The sequence below is a fragment of the Streptosporangium sp. NPDC005286 genome, assembly GCF_040607515.1.
In the GTDB taxonomy this organism is placed as follows: domain Bacteria; phylum Actinomycetota; class Actinomycetes; order Streptosporangiales; family Streptosporangiaceae; genus Streptosporangium.
Genome location: NZ_JBEXGU010000034.1, coordinates 12717 through 32730, shown reverse-complemented (window position 1 = coordinate 32730; position 20014 = coordinate 12717). Strand labels below are relative to the sequence as shown.

General features: G+C 70.6%; 6 protein-coding genes and 1 pseudogene. 5 read left to right on the top strand and 2 right to left on the bottom strand.

Annotated elements, in window-relative coordinates; genetic code table 11:
• The first annotated feature begins 501 nt into the window (after window positions 1-501).
• Window positions 502-9987, top strand: a complete 9486-nt coding sequence (locus tag ABZU75_RS15370; RefSeq protein ID WP_355554298.1) for a calcium-binding protein — start codon at window positions 502-504, stop codon at window positions 9985-9987.
• 14 nt (window positions 9988-10001) lie between these two features.
• The gene (locus ABZU75_RS15365) at window positions 10002-12302 is read left to right on the top strand and encodes a hypothetical protein (protein ID WP_355554296.1); all 2301 of its coding nucleotides are present in this window, start codon (window positions 10002-10004) and stop codon (window positions 12300-12302) included.
• Between the two features lie 38 nt (window positions 12303-12340).
• Here the strand turns inward: ABZU75_RS15365 and ABZU75_RS15360 are convergent.
• Window positions 12341-12994, bottom strand: a pseudogene (locus tag ABZU75_RS15360) (IS5 family transposase); the annotation flags it as partial.
• A 184-nt stretch (window positions 12995-13178) separates the two neighbouring features.
• Between ABZU75_RS15360 and ABZU75_RS15355 the strand changes: the two are divergent.
• On the top strand, window positions 13179-13583 hold the full coding sequence (locus ABZU75_RS15355) for a MerR family transcriptional regulator (protein WP_355554294.1): 405 nt from the start codon (window positions 13179-13181) through the stop codon (window positions 13581-13583).
• A 167-nt stretch (window positions 13584-13750) separates the two neighbouring features.
• Entirely contained in the window at window positions 13751-15217 is a 1467-nt protein-coding gene (locus ABZU75_RS15350; protein WP_355554292.1) for a penicillin-binding protein 2, read from the top strand.
• An 82-nt stretch (window positions 15218-15299) separates the two neighbouring features.
• Here the strand turns inward: ABZU75_RS15350 and ABZU75_RS15345 are convergent, their stop codons facing one another.
• Window positions 15300-17177: an ABC transporter ATP-binding protein gene (locus ABZU75_RS15345; protein ID WP_355554290.1), complete on the bottom strand. Its 1878-nt coding sequence runs from the start codon at window positions 17175-17177 to the stop codon at window positions 15300-15302.
• Between the two features lie 344 nt (window positions 17178-17521).
• On the opposite strand from ABZU75_RS15345, the gene ABZU75_RS15340 reads away from it, so the two are divergent.
• Window positions 17522-19915 carry a tetratricopeptide repeat protein gene (locus ABZU75_RS15340; protein WP_355554288.1) on the top strand — a complete coding sequence of 798 codons (2394 nt, stop codon included), beginning with the start codon at window positions 17522-17524 and terminating at the stop codon, window positions 19913-19915.
• Window positions 19916-20014: the final 99 nt, after the last annotated feature.

The following is a 20014-nucleotide window of genomic DNA, read 5'->3' as shown; positions in this document are numbered from 1 at the left end:
TCTGGGCAGTTACAAAGCTCTGAACTGTGGCCCGATCGGGCTCGGAGCGATCGGGTTTCGGCGACCTCTAGTCGCGTTGCCTCTGGGACCGGATTGGCCGCTGTGCCGACGCAACGGCTCTGACCTGGATGGATGAGGTCCGGTAGACCGGACAGAATGCAAGATCTGTTCTGTCGGACGATGTTACCGGCGGGTACCGCCAACGGCTGTCCGCAGTTTCCTCAACCCCGGGTCGCGCGCGGCAGGGGCGGTACCGCGTCCAGGGCCGTCCCTGCGGCGTGCCGGTGGGCGGCGGAAGGCCGGCTCGTGGGCGGGCGGTGGTGGCCGGCCGCAGGGGTGGCGGTTTCTGCTATCCGAGGCGACTTGGGGTTTTCTCGACTAAATCTCACCTAGTCGATCTCAAGTCGGAAGGAGTACAAAAATCGCGTTTTGTACCTGTGCAATCCGGTTTGTCGTGGAGGTCTCGTGCGGGCACGTGGACTGCTCAGAATATTGTGTGCGGTGCTCGTCACGATGAGCATGACGGCCGGGCTACCTCAGACCGCGTCGGCGCGGTCCCAACGGGACGCCGAGACCACCGCCCTGCTGGCAGGGGTGAAGCGGTTCGCCGACGTGAGCCGGGGCTTCGCCACCCTGGGCAGGCTCGGTGAGCGGTTGCCGCTGGTCGGGCTGGTCCCCGGAGCCGAGGCGGGCCTGGGCCTGGAAACCCTGTTCGATCAGGCGATGTACGACCCGATCAAGGACATCACGAGCCTTTCCGAACTCGAACCGGAGTACACCACGCCGGGCCCGCGAGCAGGCAGGCTTCTCGCGAGCACCCGTGAGGAGGGTAACGTCAAGCGCCTCGACCTGACCCTCGACGTCACCAGGTCGGTCGGCGACCAGCCGGTCAGCATCTCCAGCGCGACGCCCAGGGTGTCGTTCACCACGTCGAAGAGCGTGGACGTCGACCTGAAGCTGAACGCGAAGCTGTCCTTCGGATACGACCAGGCCACCCGGTCCGTCTACCTGATCAAGGACGCCTCCGGTCCCGCGCTGACGGTCCAGGCCGCCGGACGGCTGGACTCCGCGGCGAAGGCCACGGCGGCGTTCGGCATTCTCGGCGTGGACGTGCTGGGAGACTCGGCGCTCGACATCGGCTCCACCCTCACCTTCTCGGCCGCCGACCCGAACGGCGACGGCAGGCTGGACCTGACCGGGACAGGCGAGCTGGCCGCGGAGGGCGCAGCCGCCGGTCTGTTCCGCGTCTCCCCGGCGGGGTCGGCCGCCGCCACCTTCAACCTGCGGGCCCAGCCCTTCGCGGGGGCACCGGTCGACGGCGCGACCGCGACCGTCAAGGTGAACTGGCCGGACATCGCGACCGGGACGCCACAGGTCACCGTGGCCCAGTCCGACCTGGACCGGCTCAACCGCTTCCAGAACCTGACGCCCAAGGACCTGCTGGACGGGCTGGCGCACCTGGCCAACGCGATCAACGCGGTCCAGCGCTCCCAGTGGCGCAAGAACGCCCAAAGCCCGCTGGAGGGCAACCTGGACCTGCCGTTCATGCGCGGCAGCCTGGCGGACGCGGTGCGGGTCTCCGAGGCGATCGAGAAGTTCGTCAAGGACAGCGTCAACGGTGACACCGGCGAGCCGACGTTCACCTCGATCCAGAGCATGCTGGCCGCGCTGGGAGCGGCGAAGAACCTTCCCGGCGGCGCGGTCATCAAGGTCACCGAGGCCGGATACGACGACTCCGACAAGAAGATCGCCTTCACGATCGTCATCGACCGCAACGTCAACGTGACGCCGGAACCGCTCAACCCGGCGGGCCAGACGACCAGTGGCGGCGGCACCGGCGTCACCTATGCCGCCCGGACTCTCAAGCACACGGGCAGGAAGTGGGAGAAGGACGAGTTCAAGGGGCGCACGGTCATCGCGGGCACATCGAGCGGCATCGTGGCCGGCAACTCCGTGGACACGATCACCCTGGCCGGCGACTGGCGCAAGAGCGTCCCCGCGCCCGGCGTGACCTACCGGATCGCCTCATCCGATCCGCTGATCGGCCAGGTGACCTTCGGCGAAACCTTCAAGGCCAACGCCGGGATCACCAGGGCGAACGCCGCGGCGTCGACGGCACAGGTCATGCGGGGCTACCACGCCTCGGCGACGGTCGTACTCGACCTGAGCGACCCGGTCACCGGCCAGGGCTGCGCGAGCAGGCCGGACGGCCAGGGCAAGGCGTGCCCCTACCGCCACACCAACCCGGACGGCACCTCGACCGTGGTGTCCGAGCTGCCCCGCGCCGCCGACCGCACCCTGCTCCGCACGGGACGCGACCTGTTCGGTGCCCAGCTGTCGGTGCTGACCGGAGTGAACGTCGACGCGGGCGTCGGCTACCTGGGTGTGCGGCTCACCGGCAACCTGTCGATGGGGGCCAGGAACACGGGCGACCTGCTCAGGGTGACGCTCAAGGACCAGGGTGACGTACGGCTGACACAGCTGTTCGAGCGGCTCGCCGCCAAGCCGGACGAGCTACTCGACGTCGAGGTGAACGCCGAGGCCAGGGGACGGCTCGCGGTGGGTGTTCCCGGAGCGTCCGACTTCTTCGGCGGCACGATCTCTGGAGATGTCGTGATGCCGGACATCGGCGATCCGGCCACCGTCGAGTTCCGCGGGTTCGACAGGCTCGGCGAGGTCGGGGAGTTCGGTTTCGACCCCGACAACCCCCGCGCGCTCTTCGGCACGCTGATCAAGTCACTGGGGGCGCTGGCGGCCTACCTCGACAACGTCAAGGGGACCGGCCCGGTGCAGGACGCCCTGGCCACGAAGCTTCCCCTGGTCGGCCGCTCGGTGTCCGAGCTCGTCGCCGCCGAGGAGACAGGCGGCGGCTCCGGCGTCCTCTACGGCAACGGCGGCTGCCGCCCCGACCTGGGCCACCTCACCGACCCCTCGCACACGTTCACCGACGCCTACGTGGGCCGGGGGGTGCATGTCGGCAGCCGGCTCCTGCAGGTGGCCGCCGTCTGCGGCGACGACACCCTCGCCTTCACCGAGAAGTTCACCGGCAACGTCCCCGAGACCGGCACGCGGTACCGCCTGCGACCTCCCCTCAGGGACGCGATCGACCGGCTGACGGCGGCTCCGCCCGACACCCTGCAGGGTCTGGTGGACGAGCTGAACAAGGCGCTCGGCGGGCAGGTCGGGATCAACTACCTGCCGGGCTCCCCCGGTGAGCTCAAGATCACGCTGAACTACGACAAGAAGGCCACCTCCGAGGAGCCGCTGCGGTTCTCGTTCGGCGACAAGAGCCTGGTCGCCGCCTCCGGCTCCGGCACTCTCGACGTCGGCGTGGACGGCGGGGTCCAGCTCGGCCTCGTCGTGCCGCTCAAGGCCGCCTTCGACCCCGCCGAGGACCTGCGGATCGACCCCACCTCGAATGTGTGGCTCGGGGCCCAGGCGGAGCTGAACGGCACGGTCGAGGGCACCATCGGGCCGCTGCCCGTCGCGCTCGGCAAGCAGGACGACGACCCCCTGCAGGTCAAGCTCGCCTACAGCGTCAACCTGCGCTACGCGGGAGAGACGGAGGAGCCCGTCAAGCTGGCCGACTTCTTCACCGGCGTCGACCTGTCGCTCAACGAGACCAGCGACTCGGTCCAGTGCGCCCAGGACCCGCAGCGCGAGCAGACGGACCTGGCGCTGTGCGCGGTGCTCCCCACCTACCTCAACGGCGGTCCGGTGACCACCGACGGCAAGCACGCCTTCGTCGTGCGGCTCCCGCGCGTGGCCCCGCTGTCCGACATGTTCGACCTCACCACCGAACTGCCGGACGGGATCAAACGGCTGGAGGTGCCGGACTTCGATTTCGGCACCCTGCCCGCCGGTATGGAGCTGGACTGGTACAACCTGGGCGACGGCATCGAGCGTTACCTCACGCTGATGGAGTCCGGCCTGCGGTTCGCCGCACAGGACGGCAAGCTGCCCGCCGTCGGCGACGACCTCCAGCAGGGTGCCGACTTCATCGGAGCCAAGCGCCAGGAGATCAAGGAGGCGCTCTCCAAGCTGCCGAACCAGGGCAGGGTCCCCACCGGCAAGGACCTGCGGACCTGGTACACCACCTACCTCGCGCCCAAGATCGGCCCAGGAGTGCAGCCGGTGATCAGCTGTGTCACCGCGCAGGGGCCCGCCGAGGGAGAGGCGTGCGACGCCGTACCGGGCCCGCAACTGACCGGCATCAAGTTCACGATCGACATCGGCGTCGGAGAGCTCGACCCGGTCAAGGGGTGCTCCGGCGACTGCGAGAGCGTCGAGCGGCGGCTGGACATCGGCGTCCCCGGCCTCGCGCTGCGCCAGGGAGAGGGGGACGGCGTGCAGGCGAACCTCGCCTGGAGGCTGCACGCCACCATCGGCCTGGACCGCCAGAGCGGGTTCTTCGTCAACTCCGAGCAGGACGACCGGCCCAACCTCGGAGTAGGGGTGAACGTCAAGCTGCCCAAGGAGATCAACGCCAAGCTCTCGATTCTGGACGTGAAGCTGGAGAACCAGCCCACGGCGGCACCCGAACTCTTCGCGGGCACGTTCGTCGTCGGTCTCAAACCCGTCGGCCGGATCGGGATGGCCCAGCTGGCCGACCCAGGAGATCTCGTGGAGACCACGATGTCGGCTCGGGCGAACATCGACTGGAAGTTCACCGTCCAAGCGGGTTCACCGATGCTGCCCGGCCTGTACGGCGGATTCCGTCTCGACTGGGACCTCACCAAGGGGGGCACACCGGACCCCGACGACCTGCACATCTCCTTCAACGACGTGACCCTGGAGGCGGGTGACTTCTTCCGCACCGTGCTCGGCCCGGTGGTCACCCAGGTCAAACGGCTCACCGAACCGGTCAGGCCGGTTATCGACCAGCTCTACGCGCCGATCCCCGTGCTGTCGGACCTGAGCAGGGCGGCCGGGGGCACGGACGTGAACCTGATCACGATCGCCGAGAAGTTCAACACCCTCGGCGGGGGAATGGACACGGAGTTCCTGACCAAGGTGGTCGAGGTCACCAGGGTCCTGTCCAGCCTGCCCGACTGCCAGGGCTCGATCGCCATCCCGATCGGGAGCTTCCAGGTGCTCGGCGGCCATGCGCTGGACACGCCGAACTCGCCGGACGTGGCGGACTCGCTCATCACCGGGGAGCGCTTCGCCACCGAGGATCTCTTCAAGGCGCTGGACGACAAGGCCAGGACCTGCGCGAAGGCCGGCGCCAAGAGCGGCGCGAAGGCGAAGGCCGCCCCGTCCGGCCCCATCGACCACGCGGAGAGCGCCGGGTTCAGCTTCCCCGTGCTCGAGAACAAGGGGAAGGCGATCTTCAGCCTGCTCATGGGCAAGGACGTGGAGCTCGTCGAGTACGACTCGGGCCCGCTGCGGCTCGGGTTCAACTACAGCCAGTCGTTCGGCCCGGTCTACGCCCCGCCGCCGATCATGGTGGTCATCTCCGGCAGCGCCGGCATCGAGGGGCGCATCAGGGCGGGCTTCGACACCTACGGTATCCGCAAGGCGATCGAGGAACGTAAGGTCGACATCCGCATTCTCGACAGCCTCTATCTGGTGACGACCGACGAGCGCGGGCTCCCGCTCCCGGTGATCACCCTGCGCGGTGAGCTGGAGGCCGGGGCGGCGGTGGAACTGTTCCTCATCAAGGCCGGGATAAACGGGGGCATCTCCCTGACGATCGCGATGAGCTGGGCGGACCCGACCAACGACGGCAAGTTCCGGTTCGGCGAGTTCGTGACCGTGCTGCTGCACAACCCGCAGTGCCTGTTCAACATGGACGGCAAGCTCAAGGTCTACCTGAAGGCATGGGTGGAGATCGGAGTCTCGATCTTCAAGAAGCGGTTCGACTGGACGATCGTCGAGGCCACCCTGCTCGACTTCGCCGTACGGCCCGACTGCGAGGTCGAACCACCGAAGCTGGCGACGGCGAGTGGAAACGCCCTCGTCCTGCACATCGGCCCCATGCGCGGGGCTCGCGGTGGCGACTGGGCGGATCCGGGCGACGACGCCGAACAGTGGACGGTGATCCAACTCCCCGCCGACGACACGCAGGAGGCGGGATTCGCGGTCAGCGCGCTCGGCTTCCGTGAGGAGTACCGAGGCGGTGGGTTCGACCGGGTGCTGGCCGACGGCCATGGGGCGACCGGCGACCTGCGGCTGCTCTTCCAGGGCTACGCGGACTCGGACGGCAAGCCGTACCCCTTCGACAAGAAGGTGGTGGCCTTCGGCGGCGCGGCGAACGACGTGGTCATGACGGGCGTGGGCGCGTCCGTGGTGGACGGCGGCGCGGGCGACGACCAGATCACCACGGGTGACCAGTACGGCGGTGCCAGGGCCTTCGTGGCCGGCGGGCCGGGCAACGACTACCTGACCGTGGGCGGCGCGGGCGACTGGGTCGCGGGCGACGGCGGACTCGTTCCCGGCAAACGCAAGGTCGGTGGCGTCGAGGTCGCGGACTGGGACGGGGACGACACTCCGGAACAACCGCAGGATCGCGCCGACGACGGTGACGACAGGATCACCGCGGGTCTGGGCGGCAACCACCTGTGGGGCAACGGTGGAGCCGACACGATCAGCGTGGGCTCCGACAGCCCGCTGGCCGCCGGCGACCCGTCCCCCCGCTACCGCGCCCAGCCGAACACCCTGGTCGGCGGGCCGGGCGGGGACACGCTGACCGGCGGCTCGAACGACGACGAGATCTACACGGGTCCGCGGCAGGCCACCGAGCCGGAGGACGAGGGCCCGGAGGACTTCGGGGTCAACTACGTCGACACCGGCGCGGGCGACGACAAGGTCTACGGCGGCAGGGGCGTCGACCTGGTCGCCGGGCGCTCGCAGCCCGGCCAGGTCAGCCGGATCTTCGGCGGCGGTGGCGAGGACGTGCTCGCGGGAGGCTATGGGAAGGACGAGATCTTCGGCGGTCCCGGCGACGACTGGGTGATCGCCGAGCCGTCCGAGGTCGGCGAGGTCACCGGGACGGAGCCGTACGGGCCGGTGCGCGCCGTGAACCACCTGCCACTGCCGGAAGGGGTGGTCGCCTCGGCCAAGCTGCTGGTGGGCGGGTACGGCGCCGACCACCTGGTCGGCGGGGACGGCGGAGCCACCATCTTCGGTGACCGTCGTCGCGCCGAGCCGTGCGAGGAGGCCGAGGACGCCGAGGACGGCCGGGACCTCATCCTGGGCGGCGCGGGCCGCGAGGTCGTGTCGGCGGGCGGTGGCGACGACCGCGTCGCGGCGGGCGGTGGCGACGACCGGGTCTGCGGCGAACGTGGTGACGACGAACTGTACGGCGGCGCCGGCGACGACACCGTCGAAGGCGGGTCGGGCAAGGACATCGGATACGGCGACGACGGGGCCGACCAGGTGTCGGGCGACGGCGGCGACGACACCCTGTACGGCGGCGCCCAGGCCGACACGGTCGAGGGCAACGACGGCGAGGACACGCTCTTCGGCGGCGCCGGGGACGACCTGCTCGTCGGCGGAGGCCGTCTCGCCGGAAAGGACGACGGGGCCGACACGCTGTACGGCGACACCGGCGCCGACCGGCTGGTCGGCGACAACGGCACAGCGACGGGGTCGCACGACCTCGACGGGACGCCGGCGACGGCGGGCGCCGGGGACGTGATCCATGGCGGGGCCGACGACGACACCGCCTTCGGCGGGATCGGCGACGACGAGATCCACGGCAACGACGGCGCGGACCACCTGGAGGGCGGCAACGACGCGGACACCGTGTACGGAGAGGCGGGCGAGGACGAGATCGTCGGCGGAGGAACCGGAACGTACCCTGACAAGGGGGACACACTGTTCGGCGGTGACGGGCCCGACGTGATCGCGGGCGACAACGCCGTCCTCTCCACGACAGGGGAGGCCACTCCCGTGGCCCGCAGGCCAGGGCAGCAGCGCGCCCATCGGGTGCAACCACTGGGCGGCGGCTCCGGCGCGGACGTGGTGGACGGCGGCGCGGGCGACGACGCCCTCTTCGGGCAGGAGGATACCGACCGGCTGCGCGGCGGTGAAGGAGACGACTACGCCGAAGGCGGCCAGGACACCGACTGGGTGGAAGGCGACCAGGGCGACGACGATCTGGTCGGCGGCTCGTTCACCGGTGCGGCCGACCAGGCCGACGCGTTGTACGGCGGGCCGGGCGACGACGTCGTGGCGGGCGACAACGCCGAGATCCTCCGGGTGGCCGGGGCGGAGAAACCGACCCGCGTCACCGTGCGGATCGGGTCGCGGGGAGCTCCGATGGCCGCCAGGGCGGTGCGGCGGCTGGGCGGCGCGGCGGGTGAGGACCGGATCTCCGGCGGCACAGGAGTGGACGTGCTCTGGGGCCAGGACGGCGACGATTTCCTCTCCGGCGGCGGCCACGGCGACTACGTGGAGGGAGGCGGCGGAGCCGACGTGCTCCGCGGTGACCTCCCACTGTCGGCGAACTCCGCGCAGACCACCGTCACCCCGCTGCCCGACCCGGGCTGGCCGGGAACGGCGGGCGGGGCCCAGGACCTCGAAGGCGCCGATCCGGAGGCGGGACAGGACGACTTGATCGGCGGATCCTCGGCCCCCGGCGCGCCGGACGGCGACGACGCGATCGAGGGCGGCGGCGCGGACGACGTGCTGCTAGGTGACAACGGCTCACTCGTCCGCACCCTGACCGGGACGGCGGAGCGGGTCTACACCGAGCGGTACGCCGCGGGCCAGGTGCCGGCGAACGCCACGCGCAGCCGTACCCACGACCCGGACCTGCCCGGCTCCGCCACCCGGTTCTGCACCGAGGCGCAGCGGACGTGTGAACCTGCGGGCGCGTTCGGCGCGGACCGGATGTACGGCGACGACGGCGACGACGGACTGTGGGGTCAGGACGGTGACGACCGGATCTCCGGCGGCGCGGGGAACGACGACCTGTTCGGCGAACTCGGCGCCGACGAGATGGACGGCGGCGCGGGCGAGGACGCCATGCTCGGCGACCGGGGCGGTGTCGTGAACGAACGCATCGACGCGGGGGACGCGCGACGGCTGAGCTTCACGGTCAGCCTCAAGTCGCCGCCCAAGGAGAGCTACACCGGTTTCCGTGAGGGCACCTACGACCGGCGGGCCGACCTGCTGCACGACGCCGACGGCGACGTCTGGGTCGGCGCGCCCACCGATCCGGCCATGCCGCACGACGGCCTCACCTCGGGTGGCGACGACATCATGCGAGGCGGTCCCGGCCGTGACAGCCTGCACGCCGGGTACGGCGACGACCTGGCCAACGGAGACAGCGGCGGCGACGAGGTCTTCGGCGGCGGCGGCGCGGACGTGCTGTGGGGCGGCAAGGGCTGCGACCCCGTCCTGGACGCGGCGACCCCGGACTGCCTGAGCTCCAACGGGACGTTCAGCCCGGGCGCCAGGGGCACCGGCGATCGGATGGTTGACCACGTGTTCGGCGGCGCGGGTGGAACGGAGCCGGTCGTGCTCGGCTCGGACCTGCTCGACTACAACCCCCGGGGCTCCTACCCGGGCAACTGCGCCCCCGGGCGCTGGCCGGCCGACACGCCGACCACCAGCGTGGACCCGTGCCTGTGGTTCAAGCTGACCGACAAGGCCGACGCCGAGGGTGGCGACGACCAGCATCACCAGGGCGTCGACTGGCTGTACGGCGGAGCGGGCCGGGACGTGCTGCAGGGCGACATCACCGCCAACGGGCCGAACCCGGGGGACAAGATGATCGACTGGAACGGCTCGTACAACCTGTTCAGTCACTGCGGCGCGGCCAACGGCGGCCACAACATCGTCCGCCAGCACTCCCCGGCCATGCAGGACTTCCTCGCCAAGGTGGCGTGGGGTTCGGGCGCCGGCCGTGCGGCGGCGGACGCGACCACACCCGGTACGTCCGCGCACGCGGAGCTGGCGATCCCGGCCAACGACAGCGGCTCGGCCTACCCATCCACGCCTGGACATTTCGACTCGCCGTGGGCATGCGCGAGCTGAGAAAGGATTCGTCAATGCTGCATCGACTACTGGCGGTGGTGCTCGTGGCCACCGGCCTCTCCGCCGGAGGGGCGATCGCCCACGCGGAGACCGGACCCGGACCCGCCGCCGCGAAGCGGTGCGTGCCCGGCGACTGCTTCGCCGTCACCGCCACCCTCGACCGGGCCCCGGCCGTGGGGCAGACCGCCACGCTGAGCGTCACGGTCACCTCGAAGGAGAAGGCGGCGAACGTGCGGGTCCTGGTGGACCTGCCCGAGAACCTGCGCTGGGTGAGCCCGCCCTCGGGAACGAGCCGGGGCCCCGCGACGATCGGGCGCAGCCACCTGGACCGTGCGAGCCGTACCGGCCCGATGCGGGAAAACGAGCAGGCGCGTTACGTCGGCACGGTGACGGCCACCGCGCCCGGCCCGGCCGCCGTCAACGTCCACGTCACGGACGGGCGGCCCGGCCCGGGCAACGAGGCGCTGGCCTACGTCACCGTCGGGAAGGAGAAGTCCTTCTTCGGCATGGCGCGACCCGCGACCGTGACCCTCGCCCCTCCGCCCTCCGAGACGCCCGCGGCGGTGGACGCGACGGTGGACGCGACGGTGGACGCGACGGAGGCGGACACCTGCGTGCAGGGCACGGTCGCGCACCTGACGGTCGAAGGGACCGTCCAGGGCGTTCCCCGGCTCAGGCTGCACGTCATGGACCGGGACGCCGAAGGGGGTGATGACGTGCTCGCCAGAGGCGAGACCGACGACCAGGGCGACTACGAGCTGTGCTTCGACGGAGACGACAGCGACGAGAGCGGCGGTCAGGACGTCTACGTGACGGGTCTGTCCTTCAACGACTACTGGTCGGTTCAGGATCCGAGGAACAAGGCCCTCTACACGTTCCAGACGCCCGTCGTCCCGGATGTCGAGCGGGGCGACAGGGAGATCGTCGACTACCTCCCCACGCCCGGCAGCACGGACGAGGGCACGTTCCGGATCTTCACGGCCGCGCACACCGCGTGGAAGGCGTACACCGGCTGGACCGGGAACCCGGGCGGCTGCTGGGTCGCCGGCGCCTCACCCTGCCGCTCGATACCGATCAGGTGGGCCCCCGACTTCACGGTCCCGTACGCCGTCTTCAAAAACTGCGTTTCGAGCTGCTCCGAGCCCGACCACATCATCATGAGCGCGACGGATCACCTCGCGAAGATGACCGTGGCCCACGAAGTCGGCCACTTCATCATGGACTACGCCTACGCCGACGCGTACCCGTCGGCCCCCTCGTGCGGCGGCCAGCGCTGGATGAACCAGGTGACCTCGGAGGGATGTGCCTGGACGGAGGGGTGGGCCACCTGGTTGGCGGTCCAGGCCTATGGGGAGACTCACCGGCGCTGGGGGCCGCTGGACGCGTCGGTCGACCTGGAGAACGCCACCTGGGACACCCCCGAATGGGGAGGAGCGACGGGACCCGACATCGAGGGCCGGGTGGCCGGCGCGCTGATGGACATCGCCGACGGTGACCCGAGGAACGAGGTCTACTGGGACCTCTCCTCCGAGGGCCCGGAGAAGGTCGCCTCCGTCGTCGCGGCGAGCAGGCCGAACACCGTCAGCGAGTTCAAGAACGCCCTGCTGGCGGGGATACCGACCCCGGCGGGAAAGCATGAGGCGCTGGCCGCCTTCTATCAGAACACCATCGATCCAGAGTTCTTCGAACCGCTGCTGGACAGGGTCGAGCTCAACCGCCCGCCCTTGCCGTCCGGCGACTACTCCCTCACCATCGCACGGCCCGCCTGGTCGGTGGTGGCCGCGCTCCTGGTCGATTCTCCCAGGCGAGACGTCCACGTGAGCCTCTTCAAGGATCAGTCGCACACGAACGGGGTCTCGAGCAAGCAGACCGGCAACGACAAGCCGGACTTCGTCGCCGTCGACGCCACGTCCGGTCCGAAGAACTACTTCCCCCACGTCCACAACGCGAGCGCGCTCGACAGTGATTCCTACCTCGTCGAGTTCGCCGAGTCGGAGGGCTCGCTCGCGCCGGCGACCTCCACCGAGCTGTCCATGGAATCGGCCGACATCGTCGAGATCCGCACCGCGGACCTCACGACGGGCAATCCGGTGAGTTTCACCGTCACCCCCCTCGACGGTCAGGATCTCGACATCTTCACGATGGCGCCCAGCGCGTCCAAGTGGGCGAGACCGAGAGCGGACGCGAAGGGTGCCTTCGCCCGGGGACCGGGCATGGCCGAGCGCATCACCATCACACCGACCGTGACCGGCTCCCACGCCGTGATAGTGATCCAGAAGAACGGGAGCGGGCGCTTCACCCTGGCCCGTTCCTGAGGGCCGGCCCCGGTGGACGGCGGCGCCGCGCGGGCGTCTTCGTAGCGGATGCGTAGCCGCTTGAACCGGTGCAGCCAGGCGAAGGTCCGCTCGACCACCCACCGGATGGCGCCCAGCCCTGAGCCGTGCGCCATGCCACGGCGGGCGATGACCGGCGGTGGCTGGGGTAGTCGTAGCCGCGGTCGGCGTACAAGCGCCGGGGCTTGTGCCGGGGACGCCCGCGCACTCCGCGGATGGGTGGAACCTTGTCCAGCAGGGGAAACAGCTGCGAGACGTCGTGGCGGTTGCCGCCGGTCACCGACACCACCAGCGGGGTGCCACGTGCGTCGACGATCAGGTGGTGCTTGGATCCGGGCCGGCCCCGGTCAACCGGTGACAGCCCGATGTGGTCCCCCCTTTGAGGGCGGGGATGTGCGAGCCGTCGATGGCGGCGGCCTCCAGATCGAGCAGGCCCGCAGTCCGCTCAGCAGCAGCTGGTGCAGGCGCGGACAGATGCCGGCTTCGGTCCAGTCGCGCAACCGGCGCCGGCAGGTCACTCCCGAACAGCCGATCATGGAGGTCGGAACATCGCGCCAGGTCACGCCGGTGCGCAGTACGTAGATGATGCCGCCCAGGGCCATGCGGTCATCGACCGGCCGCTGCCCCGGATGGTGCCGGCGACGCGGCGGGCGGGGCGGCAGCAGCGGGGCCATGCGTTCCCACAGATCGTCGGGAACGAGGTCGGGGGAAGACGCGCGGCTGATTTTCCTTGAGCAGCACGGTCGTCACCAGTTGACACGCCGCTCATCTTGAAACGAGCTGTAAGTTGTGTTGACCCGCCGGTGGCGGCAGGGGGGCAGCTTTCAGTTAGGTGGTGGTTTGGTGGAGCCCACGGGTGTGAGTGTGTACACACCGGGACAGGTGGTGGAGGAGACCGGTTTCAGCCTCGACACACTCCGCTACTACGAGCGGATCGGGCTGCTTGAGTCGATCGACCGCAACGCGGCCGGACAGCGCAGGTTCACCGAGAAGGACGTCGGCTGGCTCGGCATGATCCGCTGTCTGCGCGACACCGGGATGCCGATCGCGGAGATGCTCCGCTTCGCGGAGATGACCAGGGCGGGCGACCACACGGTGCGCGAGCGGATCGCGCTGCTCGAAGCCCACGACCGGCGGGTGCAGGAGCAGGTCGACAACCTGCGCGAGCGGCAGGTGGCGATCCGGAACAAGATCGCTTTCTACCACTCGGTGGTCGACCAGTGCGCAGCCGGGGAACCCGCACCGGCTTCCCGGCGGAGCTGAGCCGAGGTCGTCGCCGCCGAATCCGGTGATCGTGGACGGTGGGCGAAGTGCAGGCCACGGCCGTAGACTCTCGCGGCTTATGGTCGGCTAGAACCCGTACGGCGGCTTTGCCGCTGGTCGAGGTGCCCTTTTCGGTCCGGCTGTTAAACCGGTATCGGGGAGGGGTCATGGTCGCACCGCGCGCACGCCGGATCAACATTCCGCTGCGGCACGTCGCCCTGATGTGCGGCGGGATGCTGTTCGCCCTCCTCGCCAACGTGACCTACCTCCAGGGGCTGGACTCCGAGCGGCTCAACGAGGACCCGCGCAACCAGCGGACGATGATCGCTCGTTTTCACAGCCCCAGGGGGCAGATCCTGCTCCACGACGGCACGGTCATCGCGACCAGCCGGAAGGCCAGGAGCGCCACCTACCGGTATCAGCGGTTCTATCCCGATGGCCCGCTCTACTCGGCGATCACCGGGCACTTCTCGCTCCACGGCGGCGCGGGCATCGAGCAGGCGGAGGAGGCCCTGCTCTCGGGAGGCGACCCCCGGGTGAGGGTACGCGGGCTGGTCGGGGGCACCCGCGGCGGCGCCACGCTCCGGCTCACCGTCGATCGCGGCGCCCAGCGGGCCGCCTACAACGGGCTGCGCGCCACCGGAAAACCCGGTGCCGTTGTCGCGATCAATCCCCGCACCGGCGCGATCCTGGCCATGGTCTCGCTGCCCTCGTACGATCCCAACCTGTACGCGAGCTTCGACGCGGCCAGGCTGGACAGGGTGGACAAGCGGCTGCGGGGTGACCCCGCGAACCCGCTGCTGAACCGGACGATCCAGCGGAACTACCCGCCGGGATCCACCTTCAAGGTCGTCACCGGCGCGGCGGCGCTGCACTCCGGGCGGTACGGCCTCGGCACCCACGTCAGCGCCCCGGCATCCCTGCGCCTCCCCGGCACCAGCACCTACCTGCGCAACTTCGGCGGCGATACCTGCGGCAACGGAAACCCGCCGCTGCTCCAGGCGTTCAAGCTCTCGTGCAACACCCCCTTCGCGAAGATCGGGGTCGACCTCGGCCAGGACGCGCTGCGCGAGCAGGCCGAGGCGTTCGGGTTCGACACGGACGATCTGGAGGTCCCCATGCCGGTGGCCAGGAGCGTCTACCCTCCCGTGCTGGACGACGCGCAGACCGCGATGTCGGCGCTTGGCCAGTTCGACGTCCGGGCCACCCCGCTCATGATCGCGATGATCGCGGCGGCGGTGGCCAACGACGGCTCGCTGATGCGCCCCCACCTCGTGAAGGACGTACGTCTCGCCGACGGCACGATGATCGACGAGACCGAGCCGTCGGCGTACCGCCGGGTGCTCGACACGGAGGAGGCCGAACGGCTCACCGTGATGATGGTCGCCGCCACCGGGAAGGGGGGGACCGGTTCCGCCGCGGCCATCCGGGGGGTGAAGGTCGCCGGCAAGACCGGTACTGCGGAGAACGCCGCCAAGGGCAGGGCCCACGCGCTCTTCACCGGCTTCGCCCCGGCCGTCTCCCCCCGGATCGCCGTGGGGGTCCTGGTCGAGGGCGGCGGATCCGGAGGACGGGTGGCGGCTCCCATCGCCAAAGCCGTCATGGCGGCGTTTTTGGGTGGTCAGGCGGAGTAGGTGGTGGGTTCGGGGGACGGGTGGCGGTCTCTGTTGCCGGAATCGTTATCGCCAAAGCCGTCATGGCGGCGTTTTTGGGTGGTCAGGTGGAGTAGGCCCTGGCCTGGAGGCCGTAGAGGTCGGCGTACAGGCCGTCGAGGCCCATGAGCTCGTCATGGGTGCCGTGCTCGACGACCTTGCCGTGGTCCAGGACGTAGATCCGGTCGGCGTAGCGGACGCTGGCCAGCCGGTGGGTGATCAGCAGGACGGTGCGCCCGTCGGCGTGCTGCCGGATGCGTTCGAACAGGGCGTGCTCGGCACGGGCGTCCAGGGCCGCGGTGGGCTCGTCGCAGATCAGCAGCGGGGCGTCCCTGTGAAAGCCGCGGGCCACCGCGATCCGCTGCCACTGACCGCCGGACAGCTCCTGGCCGTCCTTGAAACGCCGGTCGAGCAGCGTGCTGTAACCGTGCGGCAGCTCGGCGACCACCTGGTCGGCGCCCGCGACCTCGGCCGCCGCGACGAGCGCGGGTTCCCCCTTGTCGGTGCCCATGCTGATGTTGTAGCGGGCGGTCAGCGGCCAGCGGGTGTGGTCCTGGGCGATGACCGCGATGCGGTGGCGCAGCTCGTCGGGATCGACCCCGGCCAGATCGGTGTCGTCCCAGCTGACCCGGCCGCCGTCCGGTTCGTACAGCCCGGAGAGGAGTTTGGCCAGCGTGGTCTTGCCCGAGCCGTTCTCCCCGACGAGGGCGATCACCTCGCCCCTGTCGATGCGCATCGTGAGTCCCTGGAGCGCGGGGACGGTGGAACCCGGATAGGTAAAGACGACGTCCTCGGCGATGATCCGCTCGAAGCTCTCCGGCGCCCGCGCCGGCCGCCCGGCGGGCAGCCTGCGCTCCGCCTCCGCGCAGAAATCGAGGAAGTCGGTGAAGTACAGCCCCTCCTCGTAGAGCCGGTTCGTGGCGAACATCAGGTTGGCCAGGTAGGTCTGGCCCGAGCGGATCGCCAGCACGGCGGTGCCCGCCACCGCCAGGGGGACCGCGCCCATCGCGAGCAGCACGCCCAGGGCCACGTAGACCACGGCGGTGCCGACCCCGCCCAGCGCCTCGCCGACGACCTTCGCGAGCACCTGCCGCCGGGCCAGGCCGAGCATGACCGTCTGCTCGGCGGTGGCCACCGCGTCGTACATCCGCATCAGGAAGCCGCGCATGGTGAACGAGCGCACCTCGGCGGCCGGTTCGCGCTCCGCGAGCAGCTCCGCGATGATCCATTTTCGGCGGCGGGCGGGGATCAGTGCGTACATGGTGGTGTAGCGCATGCGCGCGGAACGGACCGCCGCCCAGGCGTCGGGCAGCACCGCCAGCACCAGCAGCGGCAGCAGGACCGGGTGGAGCACCCCCAGCACGCCCGCCGCGGCGGCGATGCCGATGATCGCGGTCAGCGCGTTGATGGCCGTGACCACCACCTCGTCCGCCATGGACACCCCGCGAGCCCTGGCCCGCTGGAGCGTGTCGTGGAAGTCGGGGTCGTCGAAGGCCGCCAGGCCGACCTGGCTGGTCAGCCCGTACAGGCGCTCCTCGGCGATCCGGCCGACCTGGGGCTCTAACCGCGACTGAGCCCAGCCCGCGCCCGCCTGGGTGAGGGTACGCAGGGCCGCGGCCACGCCCACCAGGATCAGGCTCGGCAGGGCGGCCCGCACCCGCTCGGGAGTCGGGCCCGCCTCGAACAGCGCCGACAGCACCCCGGTCGTGGCGAGCAGCCCGAACGCGGTGAACACCCCGCCGAACAGGTTCAGAGTGATCGCGACGGCGGTGTCGCGGGGACTGGCCAGCCACGCCAGCCTGACGGCCTGCGAGACCAGCGCGGGAAGCCTGCGGGCGATGGTCAGGAAACCGACCTTCGCCATCTTGTCGGTGTGCGCGTACCAGTCGGAGAGGCTGAGCTCGCCAAGCTCGGGGGCCGGATCGGTGGGAGAGTCTGCCATGCGAGCAGTGTGAGCCGCCGCACCGGCGATGGCCATCGGATGGCCGGTTACGGTCGGCTGCGCCTCGCGCGCGGACTGTCACGGCCCGCGACGGATCGCCGCTCCGAGACGGTGCGAGCGGTCGCGGCCGGGTGGCGGGGAGGCGGAACATGCCGGGACGGGATGATCTGTGGACCGGAAATGGTCTAAGACTGGGCATGGTTCGGTAATTGATGTCACACTTTCTGTGACGGTTCTACCCGCGACCTCTTTAAGAGCCGATGACCCAGGAAACCGCACACGCTTCCCTCACCGGAGGCAACCTGCCTCTCGAACCCAACGGCTTCGTGGGGCGTGAAGCCGACGTGGAAGAACTCGCAGACCTACTGGGCGTCGCCCGGGTGGTGACCCTCTGCGGGGCGGGCGGCATCGGCAAGAGCAGGCTGGCGATCCGGGTCGCGACCCAGCTGGCGGAGGAGTTCCCCGGCGGTGTCTGGCTGGTCGAGCTGGCCGACGCGGTGCCGGGCGACCTGATCGAGCCCCGGGTGGCCGCCGTGCTCGGGGTCAAGGCCGAGCCGTCCCGCGCGCTGGCCGACACCCTGATCGACGCGCTCGGCGAACGGCGGCTGCTGCTGGTCATGGACAACTGCGAGTCGCTCATCGAGGAGTCCGCCAGGTTCTGCCGCGCCGTGCTCACCGTCTGCCCGGACGTACGCGTGCTCACGACCAGCCGCGAGCCCCTGCGGGTGGCAGGGGAGACCGTGTGGCGGGTGCCGCCGCTCAGCCTGCCCAGGAGCGAGGGCCACGACGTCGGCGCCAGCGAGGCGGTGCGACTCTTCGTCGACCGCGCCACCGCCGCCTCGCGGGGCTTCGCCATGACCGAGCAGAACGCGGCGGACATCGCCGGGCTCTGCGAGGCGCTCGACGGGATGCCGCTCGCCATCGAACTCGCCGCCGCCCTGTGCAGGGTGCTGACCGTGGAGCAGATCAACGCCAGGATCCGGGACCGGTTCCGGCTGCTGTCGGCGGGCGACAGAACGGCCCCGGCCAGGCAGCGGACGCTCAGGGCGACGGTCGACTGGAGCTACCAGTTGCTCAACGAGCCCGAGCGGATCCTGCTGCGGCGGCTGGCGGTCTTCACCGGCGGCTGGACGCTCGACATGGCCGAGCAGGTCTGCGCGGGTAACGCCCTGTGGGCCGAGGACGTTCTGGGGGTGCTCTGCGACCTGGTCGACAAGTCGCTGGTCCTGGCCGACGCCGAGGTCGCGGGTGAGACGCGCTACCGCATGCTGGAGACGATCCGCGAGTACGCCGCGGAGCAGCTCGAAGCCTCCGGAGAGGAACCCGAGTTCCGGCGGCTGCACCGCGACCACATGATCGAGCTCGCCGCCCGGATCCACCAGACGATAGTCCGGCGGCCCCGGCCCACCTGGGCCGAGATCTGCCCGATGCTGGTCATGCTGGACGAGCTCCAGGCCAACGTCTGGGCGGCGGTGCGCTGGTCGGTCGAGGCCGCGAGCGACCCGGAGAGCGCGCTCCGCCTCCTGGTGCTGCTCCGCTGGCCGATCATCGCCGGGGGGAGGTTCACCCCGACCGACAAGTGGCTGGACCGCCTGCTCGACACCGCCCCCGAGGAACTGGCGCCGTACGTGCGCGGCGACGCCCTCGCGCTGCGCGGGCAGGTGGCCTTCGGGCAGGGCGACCCGGACACCGCGCAGATCGCCTGCACCGCGGCGGTCGAACTGTGCCGCGAGACGGGCCTGCCCGGCCCGCTCAGCGGCGCGCTGGCCATCCTCGCCTGGGTGGCGATCTACCAGCGCCGCCCGGAGCGGGCCAGGTCCCTGCTGGACGAGGCGCTGGAGGCCGTGCACACCGTCGACGACCCGTGGCACGAGACGGTCATCCGCTCCATGGAGGGCACTTTCGCACTGTCGGAGGGCAGGGCGAAGGAGTCGCAGCGCTCCTTCGAGGCCGCGCTGGCCATCGCCCACGAGCTGGACAATCACTGGGCGGCGCCGGTGGCCCTCATCGGTCTGGCCCAGGTCGCCTGGCTCCGCGGCGACCTGGCGGAGGCCCGCGCCCACTACGAGCGCGCCCTCGACATGCTCCAGGACATCACCGCCCACTGGCAGTCCATCACCTGCCTGTCAGGTCTTGGCCGGATCGCCCTGGCCCAGGGAGACCTCGTCACCGCGCGGGCCAGGCTGATCGAGAGCCTGCGGCTCTGCACCGGGACCGGCCAGCGGCTCGGCGTGGCCCGCCGGATCGAGACGCTCGCCCAGCTCGCCCTCGCCGAGGAGGACGACCGCAGGGCGGTCCGCCTGGCCGGCGCCTCCGCCGCGATCAGGAGCGCGATGAGCGGCGCCGTGCTGCCGCCAGGGTTCGGGGCACGGATGGAGGAGCTGCTCCAGCCCGCCCGGGTACGCCTCGGTGACGCGCTGGTCGCCCAGCTGTGGGCGCACGGCCAGGAGATGTCCCAGGAGCAGGCGGTCCGCTACGCACTTCAGCTCGACGAGCCGTGCGAGACGCCGGTGCTGCTCGGCAGGCCTCCGGTCATCGCCCCGCTGACCACGCTCACCTGCAGGGAGGCGGAGATCGCCGAACTGATCGCCAGGGGAATGAGCAACAGGGCCATCGCCGACGAGCTGGTGATCAGCCCCGCCACCGCGGCCAGGCACGTCGCCAACATCCTGGCCAAGCTCGGCTTCTCCTCACGTACGCAGGTCGCCACCTGGGTCGTCGAGCAGAATCGTTCCTGACACGCGGGCCGGGAGCGGTCACCGGTCGTGGGCTCGGCCGCGGGGTGGCCGGCCCGGAGCCGGCGAGAATCCGCGGTCACCGGGTCGGCCGCTCGGGCT